Here is a 15,485-nt window from a genome sequence, read left to right as displayed (position 1 = left end):
TGGGAGAATGGAAATGAAACTGACAACCACCAAACGACTGGAACGGCTCAACGAACGCTATGCCAATGGCGACATCAGCCGCCGATCGTTCCTGACGCTGACGGCCGCCGCTGCCGCCGCCACCGGGCTTTCCATGCCCTGGATGGGACGGGCGCTCGCCGCGGTTTCGGAAGTGCGCTTCGACGGATGGGGCGGCGTGGTGCAGGAGGCGATCGATAAGTACGCGTTCCAGCCTTACACCGCCAAGTCCAAGGTCAAGGTCGTCCAGGGCACCTTTGGCGACGAGAACGAGATCATCACCAAGATCAAGACGTCGAAACCAGGCGACTTCCAGATCGTCCATTCTTCCGGCGTCAACTACTATATCAAATACGTCAATGGCGGTTTCAATTCCGAGATCAACGAGGCGAACATTCCGAACATGGCGAATGTGCTGACCGCCATGATCGAGCCGTTCCGTAAGATCACGCCGAAGCTGTCGGCGGTGCCATATGATTACGGCACCACCGGCATCGCCTACAACAACAAGGTCATCTCGCCGGAAGAAGCCAAGGAAAAGGGCGCCAACCTGCTTACCGACACGAAATATGCCGGCAAGATCGGCGGCTACGCCGATATGACGACGCGCGTCTGGTATGCGGCACTGCAGATGAAACAGGACCCCAACAACATCCAGGACATGGATGCGGTCTGGGCCAAGGTTCGCGAGACCCGCGACCTGGCCAAGAAGTTCTGGAGTTCCGGCGCGGAACTCATGGACCTCCTGTCGCGAAACGAGATCGTCGTCACTGACGCCTGGTCAGGACGTGTCGCCGCCCTGCAGCAGCAGGGCCAGCCGATCGGCTATCTCGACCCTGCCGGCTCATACGCATGGATGGAGGACATGCTGGTGCTCAAGGGATCGCCGATGGCCGAATGCGAGGAGCTGATCAATTTCATGCTGGATCCGGCCACGTCGATCGCCGTCGCCGAGGGCCAGAACTATCCGCCATCGCTTGACCCGACCAAGGTGAAGCTGACCGACAAGATCGCGGCGCTTCCGGCCTTCGACCCGACTGGATCGATGAAATCGCTGACCTTCGCCGATCCGCTCTACTGGGCGAAGAACGAAGACGCCTGGACCAAGCAATGGGACAGGGTGTCGAAAGGTGCATGACGACAACAGCCACGACCAGCAGCCCCGGCCGGCTTCGGCCGGGGCTGATGGCGACCCGCTCGCCCAGAGCGAGCGGCAGCCGATAGGAAAGCCTGCGGTCGAGTTTCGCGACATCGATATTTTCTACGGCAAGTTCGCCGCTGTGCGCGATTTTTCACTGGCGATCCGCAAGGGTAGTTTCGTCACCTTGCTGGGGCCGTCCGGGTGCGGCAAGACGACGATCCTGCGCTCGATCGCGGGCCTGGTCGACATCTCCGGTGGCCAGATCTCGATCGGCGGAAAGCGGGTCGACGACATCCCGATCTACAAGCGCAACATTGGTCTGGTGTTCCAGAACTACGCGCTCTTTCCGCACAAGAACGTCTTCGACAACGTCGCATTCGGCCTGAAATACCGAAACGTGCCGAAACCGGAAATCGTGCGCCGGGTCAAGAAGGCGCTGGATATGGTGCGGCTGCCCGGCAGTGAGACAAAGCTGCCGTCGCAGCTCTCGGGCGGCCAGCAGCAACGCATCGCACTGGCCCGCGCCATCGTCTTCGAGCCGGAAGTGCTGCTGCTGGATGAGCCCTTGTCGGCGCTCGACGCCAATATGCGCGAGGACATGCGCGTCGAGATCAAGAAAATCCAGAGGGAGACGGGCATCACCGCTATCTTCGTGACGCACGACCAGGAAGAAGCCTTGTCGATGTCCGACCACATCGTCGTGATGAACGCCGGCCTGATCGAGCAGATCGGCTCTCCCGCGCAGGTCTATGACCAGCCGGCCACCGCATTCGTCGCCAATTTCCTTGGCAAGGCCAACATGCTGCCCGGCAGCGTGACAGTGATGGACGGCAAGATGGCGACGATCGCGCTGGCCAGCGGCCATGTCGTAAAGGCGGCCGCGCCGAAGGCGCTCGCGACCGGCAGCGCGGTCACCGTCGTCGTTCGCCCGCAGAAGCTTACCGTCGGTACCGCCGGTGCTGCCAACAGGCTGGCGGGACGGATCGTCTCGACCTCCTATCTCGGCGGCAATGCGGTCTACGAGATCGACATCGGCGCCGGCACGCTGGTGCGCGCCAACACGTTGATCGACGGCCAGCCGCTGCGTGAAGGCGAAGCGGTCGATGTCTGCTTCGACCCGCTGGGCTGCGTGCTTCTCGACGCGCAAGGCTTACGCATCGCCTAGCGAGGCGGAACTGAGCCGTTCAGTCTTTCGCGTCACCCTTTGGCCCGAGAAACCGCGCATAGACCTCACCGACAATACCGCGCCGGAAAACCAGCACGCAGACCATGAAGGTCAGGCCGGTGGCGATGGTCACCGGAAAGTTCGAGGTGGCGAGCGTGTTTTCCAGGCCGACGACCAGACTGGCGCCGATGATCGGCCCGGCCATGGTGCCGATGCCGCCGAGGAGCGTCATCAGGATCACCTCGCCCGACATCTGCCAGGTGACGTCGGTGAGCGTGGCAAACTGAAAAACGATCGCCTTGAGCGCGCCGGCCAGCCCGGCCAATGTTGCCGACATGACGAAAGCCGCCAGCTTGTAGTTGGCGACGGAATAGCCGAGCGAAATGGCCCGGCTCTCGTTGATGAGGCCGACCAGCAATTGGCCGAGGAATGCCTGAACGGGTATTCCGAAGATCATCGCAACATAGCGTCGGATCGTGCGGCGTCCAGATCGGCCGCTATCCTCGCCGAAAGGACGATTACGGCTGAACGGTCCTGATCCGATATCGCTGAACGAGAATTCCCGTCGTCAACCGCCGGCTGGATGATGGCAAGCAACCAGGCGGCCCTCGCCAATGCTTTGGAGAAGCGGACGCTCGCTGCGGCAGATCGGGGTGGCAGCTGGGCAACGGGTGTGGAACCGGCACCCTGAGGGTGGGCTCATCGGGCTGGGCAGGTCACCCTTGAGCACCAGCCGGCCGCGCCGCGCCCGGTCGATGCTGGGTATCGGCACGGCGGAACGCAGCGCCGCGGTGTAATGATGTCTGGGCGCCGCAAAGACCTCGTCGGTCGGCCCGCTCTCCACGATCGATCCCAGATACATCACCGCCACACGGCTCGAGATCTGACGCACCACGGAAAGGTCGTGAGCGATGAACACATAGGTCAGGTTGTACTCCTCGCGTAGGTCGGCGAGCAGATTGACGATCTGCGCCTGGATCGACACGTCGAGCGCCGAGACCGGCTCGTCGGCCACGATCAGCCGTGGCCGCAGCGCCAGCGCGCGGGCGATGCCGATACGCTGGCGCTGGCCGCCGGAGAATTCGTGCGGGTAGCGCGATGCGTGCTGGGGCGACAAGTCGACCCGGCGCAGGAGCTCGGCCACGCGGTCCGCCATTTCCGATGCCGAGAGGCGTTCATGGATGCGGAACGGATCGGCCAGCAGATCGCCGACCCGCCGGCGCGGATTGAGCGAAGCGCTGGGATCCTGAAAGACCATCTGCATCTGCCGCCGCAACGGACGAAGCTGGCGCTGGGAGGCGTCGCTGATGTCGCGGCCCTCGAATTCCAGCGACCCCGAGCTGATTTCGGTCAGACGCACCAGACACCGGCCAAGCGTGGATTTGCCGCAACCGGACTCGCCGACGATGCCGAGGGTCTCCCCAGGCCAGATGTCGAGCGACACCGTATCAACCGCATGCACGGTCCGGCGCTGCGCCGGGAAGATCGAGCGGCCGACGCTATAGCGCTTCGACAGGTCGCCGGCACGAAGCAGCGGACGTTCGCGTGGCATGGCATTCATCGTTGCATCTCCACCACGCCGCCAGGCCTCTGGGCAGCGAATTGTCTGCGCGTAGGCTCCGGCAACAGGCACGCGGCGCGATGGCTCTCGCCTTGCATGATCGGCAGTTGAACCAGACAGGCGTCGTGGCGAAAGGCGCAGCGGGGGCTGAAGGCGCAGCCCTTCGGCAGGTTGGAGAGCGACGGCGGAATTCCCGGAATGGCAGCGAGCCGGGCTGGACGTGGTCCCTCCATCGGCGGGATCGAGCCGAACAAGCCCCATGTGTAGGGATGCAGCGGCGCCCGGAACACGCTGCTCTTGCCGCCCTCCTCGACAAAGCGTCCGCCATACATCACCAGTACCCGGTCCGCGACTTCGGCGACGACGCCAAGATCGTGCGTGACCACGATCACAGCGGAACCGAACTGGTCGCGCAATCGTCCGATCAGTTCGAGGATCTGCGCCTGCACGGTAACATCGAGGGCTGTAGTCGGTTCATCCGCGACGAGCAGCGCCGGGTTGCACGAGAGCGCCATGGCAATCACCGCGCGCTGGCGCATACCGCCGGAAAGCTGGTGCGGGTAGCTGTCGATGACCCGATCCGGATTTGCGATGCCGACCGCATCCAGCAATTGCACGGCCCTCGCCCGTGCCGCTTTCGCCGACACTTTTTCATGCGCGCGGACCTGCTCGCCGATCTGGTTGCCGATCGTATGCACCGGGGTGAGCGCAGACATCGGATCCTGGAAGATCATCGCGATCTGGCGGCCGCGAATGGCATCGAGCGCACGCCGCTTGAGCCCGATCAGCTCCTGTCCCATGAAACGGATGGAACCGGAGACGATAGCGTTGGGGCTGTCGATCAACCCCATAATGGCGAGCAAGGTCTGGCTTTTGCCCGAACCGGATTCGCCGACCACACCGACGATCTCGCGCTGCTCGACGGAGAACGAAACACCTCCCACCGCGCGCACCAGGCCCTCGTCGCTGCGGAAGGAGACGGTGAGGTCCTTGACCACCAGAAGAGGAGCATCAGCCGACATCGCGAGCCCTCGGGTCGATGAAGACGAAGACCACGTCGACGACGAAGTTTGCCATCACCACGAAGAAGGCGGCGTAGATCACCGTGGCAAGGATCATCGGCAGATCGAGCGTCTGCAGCGCCTCGTAGGTCAGTTTTCCGACGCCCTGCAGTCCGAAGACCACTTCGGTCAGCAGCGCGCCGCCACCGACCAGGGCACCGAAGTCGAGGCCGAACATGGTAACAAATGCGACCAGCGAGGTCCTGAGGCCATGATGCAGCACCACCCGCCGCTCGCCGATCCCCTTGGCTCGGGCGGTGCGGATGAAATCCTCCTGCATCATCTCGATCAGGCTTGCCCGCAGCACCCGGCCGTAGAGGCCGACATAAAGGGTTGCCAGCGTGAACCACGGAATGACGAGCGCCTTGAACCAGCCCCAGGGATTCTCGGTCAGGGGGATGTAGCCGAGCGGAGGAACCCAGGAAAACAGCCAGCTGTCGTGCCAGCGGCTTTGCGTCAGCAGGTTGGCGACCTCGCCCAGCCAGAAGACCGGGATCGACACGCCTACCAGGCTCAGGATCATCAGCGCGCGATCAATGAATGTACCGCGCGTTGCGCCTGCGATCACACCGACGATCAATCCGCCGAGCACCCACAGCACTGCCGCGCCGCCGACCAGCGACAGCGTCACGGGAATGGCGCCTATCACGGTCGGAATGACGCGCTGCCCGCGATTGACGAAGGAGGTGAGATCGCGGCTGACGAAAAGCCGGTTCATCATCAGCCCATATTGCACCGGCAATGGCCGGTCGAGACCGAAATCGTGGCGCACCTGGATCAGCGTCTCTTGCGAAGCATTGCGGCCGGCAATGCGCGCCGATGGATCAGCGCCAGGCGTCGCAAAGAAGATCAGGAAAGCGACGACGCTGATACCGAACATAACCAGCACCATCTGGCCAAGCCGGAAGCCGAGCGCGGCAACCACTAGACGCCCCTCGGCGAGGATTTCGGATCGAGCGCGTCGCGCACGCCGTCGCCCAGAATGTTTAGGGCCAGCACCGTGATCACAATGGCTAGCCCCGGCGCCAGTGCCACGACCGGCCGCGAATAGAGCAGGCCCTGGCCGTCCTGGATGATCGTGCCCCAGCTGGCATCCGGCGGCTGCACGCCGATCGACAGGAACGACAGCGAGGATTCCGTCATCATGTTGAGCGCCAGGATCAACGGCACGAAAACGATGATGCGGGTCACCACATTGGGCATGATGTCGCGCAAAAGGATGCGCCAGGGCGATGCGCCAAGGCCGATCGCAGCGGTGACGAATTCGGCATGCATTAAGGTCAGGACATGGCCGCGGATCGGCCGCGCCACATAGGGCACATAGACGATGCCGATGATGAAGACCGGTAGCCACAGGCTGCCGGAGCGGATTTCGAACGGACCGATCTGGATACTCTGCGCAATCAGCACGATCGACAACGAAATCGCCAACAGGAAAATCGGAAAAGCCCAGAGCACGTCGAGAATGCGCGACAGGCCGATGTCGACGATGCCGCCGAAGAAGCCGGAAACGACCCCCAGGAATGTCGCGAGGACAAGGCACAGCACGGCTGCAGCACCCGAGATCAACAGCGAATCCCGTCCGCCGTAAAGCAGCCGCGCCGCGACGTCACGGCCCTGGTTGTCGGCACCGAGCATATAGGGGCCGATGCGCCAGGTCGGCCCGACCGGCGTCATGCCGAGGCCAAGGCCTTCGGTGGAGGGCTGCAGCACCGGCTGGGTCACCCCATCGACGACGATCTCGCCATTGAGATTGGTCACAAATGGATCGGTGCCGGAGACGTATCGCGCATAAAGCGGCGCCGCGAGCGAGGCGATCACGATGACGACGAGCACGGCGAAGGCAGATATTGCCGAACGATCGCCTTTCAGCTTGCGCCAAGCGGTGCGCCACGGGCCATCGGTGGCCCGGCGAACCGGGATGGCAGGCTGGTCCGCAATGACATTGACCATGAACAGGATTGCCTGGGAAAAATCGCGGCCTGGAAGATGCGCTGATCCGCCGGAAAAGGAAATGCGACGGAGAGCCAGCGGCACTCCGTCGCATTGGCTCCGGTCGGCTATTCCACCCAGGACTGGCTGACAATCCAGTAGAATTGCGGGCTGAAGGTGAAGTTCTTCAGCCTGGAAGAGATCACATCGACGCGCTTTGGCGTGAACAGGACAGCGACCGGAGCCTTGTCCGTCACAGCCTTGTCGATGGCGGTCCAGAGTGTCGCGCCCTTGGCCGGATCGGCGATGGTGGCTGCCTCTGCCTCGTCCATCGAGGCGTCGATCGACTTGTCGCAGAACCCCGAAATATTGACCGAGGCGTCGGAGCCCGGCGTGAACGAGGCACAGCTGAACAAGACCTGCAGGAAATTCGATGGCGCCGGGTAATCCTGGAACCATTGCGAGATCGAAATCTGCACCTTGTTATTGGTGTTCTGGATGTAGGTGAACTGTATGTTCTGCGAGATCGGCTTGACCGACGTCTTGTAGCCAAGCTGGTTGAGCACATCCTGCAGGTAGACGCCGATCGCCTTGGAGACCGTGGTGTCCTCGGTGATGATCGTCACCTCCTGACCTGCGGTTCCCGATTCCGCGACCAATTGCTTGGCCTTGTCCATATCCGGCGCCGACCACTTCTCACCTGGATTGGCGGTGAACGGGCAATAGGCTGCGAATGACGGGAAGCCCGGCGGCAGGATCTGACAGGCCGGCTGCGCCAGATTGCTGCCGCCGAACAGCTTGACGATCGCGGCGCGGTCGATCGCGAAGTTCACGGCTTGGCGAACGCGGATGTCGTTGAACGGCGCCAGATTGGTGTTCATCGGCGCATACCACATTGCCGTCAGCGGGTGAACCGTGACCTGCGCGGCATATTTGGTGCCGAGTTCGGCGAGACGGTCGGACGGCGGTGGGTCGAACATCCAGCCCGCCTGGCCATTCTCGACCGCCGTCACCGCCGCCTCGTCGGTAAGGCCGAATTCATAGTCGATCTCGTCCGGATATCCGGCCGGCTGCGCTTCCTTGCTCCATTCCTTGAAGTGAGGATTGCGCACAATCTTCATTAGCTTGTTGGGGTCGTAGCTGGCGATCATGTACGGTCCGGTACCCGGGATCGGATCGGTGCCGGCGTCCTTCAGCGGCGCGCTCGCCGGCAGGATCGACGCGTGTGGAACGGCCAGCTTCTGCAGGAACTCGGCATCCGGCTGGACCAGGTTGAAGGTAATGCTTCCGGCCGCATCGTCGACCGACAGGCCACCTTCGAGGGTGCATGCAGCGGGGGCCTTCAAGCACGCATCCGCGCCGACGATGCCTTTGTAGAAGGTCCCGGCCGTCGGCCCGCTGATCTTGAAGATGCGTTGGAACGAAGCCACCACGTCCTTCGTGGTGACATCCGAGCCATCCGCGAATTTGATGCCCTTGCGCAGCTTGAAGACGTAGGTCTTGCCGCCGTTCTCGACCTGCGGGAGGCTTTCCGCCAGGTCCGCGACGACTTCGAAGCCGGTCTTGTCCCCGGCCTTCTTGTAGGTCACCAGGCCATCGTAGAGGACATAATTGATCTGGAAATACTGCAGCGTGTAGTTGATGTGCGGATCGGCGGTGCCTGCCGCGGCATTGGCCAGCAGTCGGAGTGTGCCGCCTGGCTTGCCCTCGGTGGCCAAGGCACTGCTTGCCGGCGACATCATGGTCACGCCGAGCAGAGCCAGGCAGGGTATCAACGCTGCAAATGCTTTTTGGGGTCGCATATTTATTCCCTCATGGAGGCGTGTCGGCTTTTGCCGCGCTGAACCCGATCGATCGACCATTGCGCGGCTGAAACAGTCTGGGTTTGCGAACGGTGTCCGCTACTTGGCCCAATCACAAAAGACTACGGCGAGCGAAGCCGGACGGGATAGCTATTAAGATAGATAGGGTCGGACAGGCTTACCCCCGCCTATTTGTTGAGCAGCCGGCCGACATGGCTATTTGACAAGCAATCATCAGCGGGTAAGCTTGCCCGATGCAAAGCCTTCCAGGCGATCTAGAGAGCCGGTTCCAAACCGGAATGAGCATCGACGCTGCCATGGCGGTGGCAACGGAGGTGCTGGAGCCCATCGGTTTCACCGCGTTCATCTACGACTATACGCCCGTGCCGGTCAGTCACAAGGGCGAGCTTATCACGCCCTCGTTGATGGCTCTGCGCAACGTGCCGCGCGACATGCAGGATCTCTGGTGCAAGGGCGGATATTATCAGCTTGACCCGGTGCAGGAGGCCGCGCTCACCGTATCGAGACCGTTTCTCTGGTCGCACAGCGGCGTTCAGAGCACCGTCATGCAGCGCGTGCTCCAGTCCAAGCACGATCCTGTGGTCAGCTATTTGCTTGACACCAGGATGACCTGCGGCGTCACCGTACCCATTCGCCTTGCCGGCGGCGATCTCGCCACCTTCACCGCGATCCGTGCCGATCCGGAGGCCGGGTTCGAGCTCGAAGCCAGACCCTTGATCGCCGAGATCGGAGATCTGGGTCATCTGCTGCATGACTCCGCCTACGCCGGTTTCGACGCCGGAATCCGCACCTGCCAACATGTCCATCTGACGTCGCGCGAACGTCAGTGCCTGCGCCTGGCCGCTGCCGGACTGACGGCCAAGCAGGTCGCGCGTGAGATTGGCCGCGCGGTGCCTACCGCAACGCTGCACCTCAACGCGGCGACGCGAAAGCTTGGCGCGCGCAACCGCTTCCATGCCATCGCGCTCGCCGCCCATTACCGGCTGCTCGAACCGGAGCATTGAGGCTCGCGACCTGCGGGGGATCGGCCTTGCCCCGGGCAAACCCATAACCGGCGAACCTATAAAAAGTGCTAGCTGTAAATGCGCTGGGCCGCTTAGTACCGTCGGCCGCAAACAAGGCTTGGGAGGGGTGCACCAAAGTGGCTCCTGCCGCGCCATGATGCGGAGCTTGGACTGTGACGGCACATGCGATCACCGAAGGATTTAGCGACTACAAGGGCTATCGCACCTGGTACCGTGTGACCGGGGACCTCGGGTCGGGCAAGCTGCCCCTGGTCGTCGCTCATGGTGGACCGGGCTGCACCCACGACTATGTGGACTCATTCAAGGAGCTTGCCGGAACCGGGCGAGCCGTCATCCACTACGATCAGATCGGCAACGGCAAATCGACCCATCTGCCGGACAAGGGCGGCGACTTCTGGACCGTCGATTTCTTCCTGGGCGAACTCGATGCGTTGCTCGCCCATCTCAGCATTGCCGGCCATTATGCCCTGCTCGGCCAGTCCTGGGGCGGCATACTCTCGGCCGAGCACGCCGTGCGCCGCCCTGAGGGGCTCAAGGCATTGATCCTGGCCAATTCGCTGGCCTCGATGGCGCTGTGGGTGGAAGGGGCCCGGCAATTGCGCACCGAGTTGCCAGCCGATGTGCAAAGTGCGCTCGACCGGCACGAAGCGGCGGGAACCACCGATCACCCCGAATATGTTGCGGCGACGAAGGCTTTCTACGACCGTCATGTCTGTCGCGTCGTTCCGATGCCGCCAGAGGTCGCCCGGACATTTGCGGCAATCGAGGAAGATCCGACCGTCTATCACACCATGAACGGTCCCAATGAGTTCCACGTCATCGGCACGATGCGGAATTGGACCATCGTCGACCGCCTGCATCGGATCGAGGCGCCGACCCTGGTTTTCCGCGGCTTCTACGACGAAGCGACCGAGGCCTGCGTCCAGCCCTTTCTGGATCTTATCCCGTACGTTGAAGGCCTGGTCTTCCCGAATTCCAGCCACATGCCGCATGTGGAGGAAAAGTACGACTGCCTCAGCGCCGTCGGGCGCTTCCTGGCCAAATACGATTGACGTTCCAGCGCCAGGTCTTCTGTTCCAACGGATCGTCGACACGACGCAGTCGTCGTGAGGCAGGTTCAGAAAACCTCGAACCGTCCCATTTCTCTGCCGACGCACATTGCTATGCCTCGGTGATGGCGACGCCACGCTATGTGGATGTCCCGCAAAGGCCTGCAGGGTCGTCCGATGAGGCCAAATCACGGGCAGAATGCCAGATCACGGACAGCATAAAGGAGCCCATTCGAGCGCCTTTTCCATTGCCCGCGGAGGCAGGGGCCTAACGTTGCGGCGCAGATTGGCATGTCGCCGGCATGGCCGCAATCAGCCTGCCCTCCCCTGAACTGGCATCCCGTCGCTGAAAAACCTGACGGATACGGAGGACCAAGTTGCCGGTGGGTACGGAAAGTATCGGACCCAAAGTTTCGCCAAGCAGTTGCAACCGAATTCATTAGCCGGCGTTAAAGTGCGGGTGATCTAGCGGGGCATGGGGAGGCTTTCATGCAGACGTATCTCGTCGAGCGTATGGACGGCGACGATGTTATCTCGGTGCGCGTTGTCAACGCGCCGAGTCCGTTCAGAGCCGCAGCTATGATGACGGGCGGGCGTATTACCTTCCGAACGTGGGAAAAGGATTGGATCCGCGTGACCGACGAAAATCGGGGACAGATCTATGCCTATTGTTTCGTCCCCGGCAGCTATTCCGACACCGAAGCATCGCCGGTGTCGTCCGGAAGAACCACCGAATAGGCAATATGCCTGAATAGCGGCAATTCCATCTTCGACCCCACCTTGGTCTTCGAGCCCGCCTTGGCATGTGTCCGTGTCATGCGCACCACAACAGCCAGCGAGCCCGGCATGATTGGCTCGGCCGGCGGCTTGCGAAACAGGCGAAGTGACTAACCAAGCGCCCTTGAGGGAAGATCAGGGCATCATCAGAATGATCGATGAAAAGATTGGGGCGGGGGGCGATAAGTGACCCTAATCTTAGCGTAGGCAACTCATGTCTTCGGCATATTTGGGATCAGAAGTCGCGGATCAGGATCTAGCGGTGGATTGTCAGACAACGACCTCCGATAATTGGTCCAGTGTCCCACAATACGCACTGGATCAGGGTGGTCCCGTACTGCGCCCATTTCAAAGATTGGGCGTCGATTTTACCAACATTGCGGCCTTCGATCACCTGAGAAATGTCGTCCGCCAGTACCCCGACAAGCTTGCAATCAGCGACGGCGCCAATCGTCTGACCTATTCCCAGCTCCTCCGGTCAGTCGAGACGCTGTCCCACCAGATCGCGGCGACCGTCCCAGACGGACAGGCGATAGGGATTCTTCAGGCCAACTCGGCCTGGTATCCCATTGCCATGCTGGCAAGCATGACGGCTGGGCGGCCTTCGGTGCCACTCAACGCGCGAGATCCTAGCTCGCGTATCCTTGAAATCGTGGCCGGGGCGCGGCTCTCAGCTGTCCTGGGCGAGGGCAATGTCCGACCCGATGGATTGCCCCACCTGGTCAGTTGGATCGATGTGTCGACCAGTGCGGCCTCGCAGGCTGGGCAAGTGCCTCGTTCTTATTCCGTCTCGGTCGATGCGCCCGCCATCGTGCTTTATACGTCAGGGAGTACGGGCCGGCCCAAAGGCATCGTTAACAGCCAGCGCAGCTTGCTGTGCCGGGTCCAGCAATATGTCGATGCGTGCCACATCAACTCGGATGATGTTTTCCTGCCATTGACCGGACCCGCCACAATCGCCGGGTGCCGGGAGATTCTTGCTGCTCTTCTCACCGGCGCCACCTTGCATCTGGTCGAAGTCGAAGCGGTCGGCCTGCGCGCCGTTCAACGCCTGGTGCGATCCGAAGACGTGACAATCACCTATCTGGTGCCGGCACTGCTTCGCGCGCTTATGGCAGACGGACCTGCAGAAGCGTTCCATTCACTCAGAGTCGCCCGGATCGGTGGCGAGAAGGTGCCCTGGACCGACATCGCCCTGCTGCGCAAGGCCGTCTCCGATACGTGCCTTATCCAGATCGGTTACTCGTCAACCGAGACCACCGGCTCGCAATGGTTCCTGCCGCGAGACTGGCCAGAGCATGGAGATTCGGTTCCAGTTGGCTGGCTGCTGCCTGGAATCACCTTCGCAATTGTCGACGAAGCGGGCCGCCGCGTTCAACCGGGCCGCAGCGGAGAGCTTCTGATCAGGAGCCCGTATGTCTTGCTTGGCCATTGGGAGGACGGGGCGGTTGTGCCGGCAACATCAGACCCGCACGATCCAGGCCTTCGGATTTTCGCGACAGGTGACCTCGTTCGACTTGATGATCAAGGCCTACTGCACATCGTCGGTCGCAAGGGGCGCCAGGTAAAAATCAACGGTCGACGCGTCGAGCCAGCCGAACTCGAACGGGTGCTGCGTTGTGCACCCTCTGTCGCGGATGCCGTGGCAATCGTGACGGCCGCGAATGAGCTTGTCGCCTTTGCTGTTCCTCGGCGCTCGGCCGAAGCGACCTTTTCGGACGAGCTTCGCCAGCTTGTCAGGACCAATCTGCCGCCGCCGCTGCGTCCCTTGCGGTTGCACACGATCGCCGAGATTCCGCGTCTGCCGAGCGGCAAAGTCGACATCACGACACTTGCAGAGATGGATCTTTCAGCCAGAGAGACAGCGGCGACCGCGCGTCCGCTCGAGCCGCGAGGCAAGCTGACCGCGCAGCAGGTTGTCCAGCGGGCATGGACCAGCATTCTCAATACGCGCGTGGCGGCAGGACGCTGGGATGACGCCGGAGGAGATTCGCTGAAGCTGCTGCACTGCGTCATGGAAATCGAAAGCGCCATCGGGCAGGAACTCGGCCTTGAGGCCTTCACCGTCGGGATGAGCCTGGAGCAAATGGTCAAGGCGGTCGTGTCCGCCCAGGCAGGCGATCAAAGCGCGCGCGCCCAGAAGCACGACCCTCCCATTCTTTTTCTGTTCCCGGGGTCCGTCGGCTATGGCCCGAGCCTTGCAGCCTTTGCAGCAGCGATGGGCAAGGTGACCCGCGTTGCCCCGATCAGGTATCCGGCCCTGGCTATGATACTGCGCGGACAAGACAGCCTCGCCGATATGGCCGACGCCGCCGTCGACCAGATCCGCCGCGCCCAACCCTCGGGCCATGTACGACTTCTCGGCCATTCGCTCGGCGGCGCTGTTGCCTTCGAAGTTGCGGCGCGGCTGCTGGCAGCGGGGCGAACCGTAAAGTTCCTCGGCATCCTCGACACCAGCCTCGTCGGGGAGCGAAGCGCCCGCTGGGAGACGTTTACGCGCACATTCAATCGAATCCGAACCAACCGCGTGTCCGCTTACCGGATGGCATGCCGCGCCCTCGCGAAAGTCGCCGTGGCAATGAAGCGCGAGGCACAACTGGTCCAGTTTCTCGACCGCTTCGCTCAAGGACAGTTCAACGCGACGAGCTTTAGAACCAAACTGGAACTGCAAGAGGTTTTGCGCGCGCAAGCCTTCTTCCAGTGGGTGGCCGAGCCAAAGCCGGCTCTGCCGATCACAGGCACCCTGTTCCGCTGTGCTCGACCCGGAATGCCTCTGGCAATCGGCTGGGATAGCGTCTTCGCCCATCTGGACGTGATTCCGATCGTCGGCAGCCACATCGATCTGGTTGTAGAGCCTCACCTTACCACCAATCGTCCCCTTATCGAGAAAGCGGTGGCGAAAACCTATTCGCCAATCGAGTCTCGCAAACTGGAGTACAAGCCATCGACCTGATCTCAACATTCGGCAAAGACGCCCTGGTGCTCGACGCTGGCGCGGAAGTCGATCGCATCGTCCAGATCTTGCGCCAGCAGGTCTTCGGCACGCTGCGACGTCGAGGGGTGGTTGTCGGCCTCTCAGGCGGCATCGACAGCTCCGTCGTTGCGGCGTTGTGTGTTCGCGCCTTTGGGAAAGGCAAGGTCCTCGGGATATTCATGCCGGAGCGCCATTCCTCCGGCGACTCACTGAGGCTCGGCCGCATTGTCGCCGCACACCTTGGTATCGAAACGATCCTGGAGGATATAACGCCGGCCCTGGAAGCGATCGGCGCCTATAGACGGCAGACCGAAGCAATCCAGACCGTCGTTCCCGAATATGGGGACGGCTGGAAATGCAAGCTGGTGCTCGCCTCGGTTCTCGAGAGCAACGGTCTCAACATCACGCGCCTCACGGTTCAGGACCCCGAGGGCAGGACCGACACGGTGCGCCTGCCGTCGGCAGCCTATCTGCAGATCGTCGCTGCAACCAACTACAAGCAGCGCCTGCGCAAGATGACCGAATACTACCATGCCGACCGCCTCAACTACGCGGTAGCGGGCACGCCGAACCGCCTGGAGTACGACCAGGGCTTCTTCGTCAAGCAGGGCGACGGAATTGCCGACCTGATGCCAATCGTCCACCTCTACAAGACCCAGGTCTACCAGTTGGCCGAATATCTTGGGGTGGAGGAAGAGGTCCGGCGCAGACCGCCCACCACAGACACCTTCTCGATGGCGCAGAGTCAGGAGGAGTTCTACTTCGCGCTTCCTTATTATCTGATGGATCTGTGCCTCTACGGCTTGAACCATGGGATCGCCGACGAAGACGTCGCCGAGGCAACCGGCCTCACCGTGATGCAGGTCCAGAAGGTTTTCAAGGATATCGACAGCAAGCGGCGCGCCGCACGTTATCTTCACGCGCGGCCGTTGGTGTCCTCTTCAATGGGCGAGGGCTAG

12 protein-coding genes and 1 pseudogene are annotated in these 15,485 nt (G+C 62.1%); 7 read left to right on the top strand and 6 right to left on the bottom strand.

Features of this window, described 5'->3' with window-relative positions:
* Positions 1-13: 13 nt before the first annotated feature.
* Positions 14-1,156 carry an extracellular solute-binding protein gene (locus tag NKI25_RS13985; RefSeq protein WP_352587371.1) on the top strand — a complete coding sequence of 381 codons (1,143 nt, stop codon included), beginning with the start codon at positions 14-16 and terminating at the stop codon, positions 1,154-1,156.
* On the top strand, positions 1,149-2,324 hold the full coding sequence (locus NKI25_RS13980) for an ABC transporter ATP-binding protein (protein ID WP_352587374.1): 1,176 nt from the start codon (positions 1,149-1,151) through the stop codon (positions 2,322-2,324). Before NKI25_RS13985 ends, NKI25_RS13980 begins: the two co-directional genes overlap by 8 nt.
* A gap of 19 nt (positions 2,325-2,343) precedes the next feature.
* Here the strand turns inward: NKI25_RS13980 and NKI25_RS13975 are convergent.
* The 6 genes and pseudogenes from NKI25_RS13975 to NKI25_RS13950 all read right to left on the bottom strand — a co-directional run.
* A pseudogene (locus tag NKI25_RS13975) lies at positions 2,344-2,724 on the bottom strand (branched-chain amino acid ABC transporter permease); the annotation flags it as partial.
* Between the two features lie 168 nt (positions 2,725-2,892).
* The gene (locus tag NKI25_RS13970) at positions 2,893-3,885 is read right to left on the bottom strand and encodes an ABC transporter ATP-binding protein (RefSeq protein ID WP_352690761.1); all 993 of its coding nucleotides are present in this window, start codon (positions 3,883-3,885) and stop codon (positions 2,893-2,895) included.
* A complete protein-coding gene (locus NKI25_RS13965) occupies positions 3,882-4,907 on the bottom strand; it encodes an ABC transporter ATP-binding protein (protein ID WP_352690760.1) in 1,026 nt (341 codons plus the stop codon). Before NKI25_RS13965 ends, NKI25_RS13970 begins: the two co-directional genes overlap by 4 nt.
* Positions 4,897-5,871, bottom strand: a complete 975-nt coding sequence (locus NKI25_RS13960; RefSeq protein ID WP_352998601.1) for an ABC transporter permease — start codon at positions 5,869-5,871, stop codon at positions 4,897-4,899. Before NKI25_RS13960 ends, NKI25_RS13965 begins: the two co-directional genes overlap by 11 nt.
* Positions 5,871-6,899, bottom strand: coding sequence for an ABC transporter permease (locus NKI25_RS13955; protein ID WP_352449667.1), 1,029 nt, complete (start codon positions 6,897-6,899; stop codon positions 5,871-5,873). The genes NKI25_RS13960 and NKI25_RS13955 overlap by 1 nt, the downstream gene beginning before the upstream one ends.
* Positions 6,900-7,006: 107 nt before the next feature.
* Positions 7,007-8,680 (bottom strand): ABC transporter substrate-binding protein, encoded by a 1,674-nt coding sequence (locus NKI25_RS13950; RefSeq protein WP_352998600.1) that lies wholly within the window; start codon positions 8,678-8,680, stop codon positions 7,007-7,009.
* A 299-nt stretch (positions 8,681-8,979) separates the two neighbouring features.
* Here NKI25_RS13950 and NKI25_RS13945 point away from each other — a divergent pair, with 299 nt between their 5' ends.
* The 5 genes from NKI25_RS13945 to nadE all read left to right on the top strand — a co-directional run bounded on the left by NKI25_RS13945 (position 8,980) and on the right by nadE (position 15,485).
* A complete protein-coding gene (locus NKI25_RS13945; protein WP_245274646.1) occupies positions 8,980-9,705 on the top strand; it encodes a LuxR family transcriptional regulator in 726 nt (241 codons plus the stop codon).
* A gap of 173 nt (positions 9,706-9,878) precedes the next feature.
* Complete coding sequence (locus NKI25_RS13940) at positions 9,879-10,778, top strand: proline iminopeptidase-family hydrolase (protein WP_023675634.1); 900 nt, start codon at positions 9,879-9,881, stop codon at positions 10,776-10,778.
* 486 nt (positions 10,779-11,264) lie between these two features.
* Positions 11,265-11,513 (top strand): hypothetical protein, encoded by a 249-nt coding sequence (locus tag NKI25_RS13935; RefSeq protein ID WP_156937305.1) that lies wholly within the window; start codon positions 11,265-11,267, stop codon positions 11,511-11,513.
* Between the two features lie 253 nt (positions 11,514-11,766).
* Positions 11,767-14,505 carry a non-ribosomal peptide synthetase gene (locus tag NKI25_RS13930; RefSeq protein WP_023675632.1) on the top strand — a complete coding sequence of 913 codons (2,739 nt, stop codon included), beginning with the start codon at positions 11,767-11,769 and terminating at the stop codon, positions 14,503-14,505.
* Positions 14,502-15,485, top strand: coding sequence for an NAD(+) synthase (gene nadE, locus NKI25_RS13925; RefSeq protein WP_352449782.1), 984 nt, complete (start codon positions 14,502-14,504; stop codon positions 15,483-15,485). Before NKI25_RS13930 ends, nadE begins: the two co-directional genes overlap by 4 nt.

Origin of the sequence: Mesorhizobium sp. M0808 (assembly GCF_040320025.1) — a bacterium.
Lineage (GTDB): Bacteria > Pseudomonadota > Alphaproteobacteria > Rhizobiales > Rhizobiaceae > Mesorhizobium.
Note: the sequence above shows the minus strand (reverse complement) of the source record. Positions and strands in the feature narration are given on the sequence as shown.

Bases quoted from the DNA above. Each gene is read 5' to 3' on its own strand.
- NKI25_RS13985 (WP_352587371.1), top strand. From the start codon at position 14: ATGAAACTGACAACCACCAAACGACTGGAACGGCTCAACGAACGCTAT.
- NKI25_RS13970 (WP_352690761.1), bottom strand. From the start codon at position 3,885: ATGAATGCCATGCCACGCGAACGTCCGCTGCTTCGTGCCGGCGACCTG.
- NKI25_RS13965 (WP_352690760.1), bottom strand. From the start codon at position 4,907: ATGTCGGCTGATGCTCCTCTTCTGGTGGTCAAGGACCTCACCGTCTCC.
- NKI25_RS13955 (WP_352449667.1), bottom strand. From the start codon at position 6,899: ATGGTCAATGTCATTGCGGACCAGCCTGCCATCCCGGTTCGCCGGGCC.
- NKI25_RS13950 (WP_352998600.1), bottom strand. From the start codon at position 8,680: ATGCGACCCCAAAAAGCATTTGCAGCGTTGATACCCTGCCTGGCTCTG.
- NKI25_RS13945 (WP_245274646.1), top strand. From the start codon at position 8,980: ATGAGCATCGACGCTGCCATGGCGGTGGCAACGGAGGTGCTGGAGCCC.
- NKI25_RS13935 (WP_156937305.1), top strand. From the start codon at position 11,265: ATGCAGACGTATCTCGTCGAGCGTATGGACGGCGACGATGTTATCTCG.
- NKI25_RS13930 (WP_023675632.1), top strand. From the start codon at position 11,767: ATGTCTTCGGCATATTTGGGATCAGAAGTCGCGGATCAGGATCTAGCG.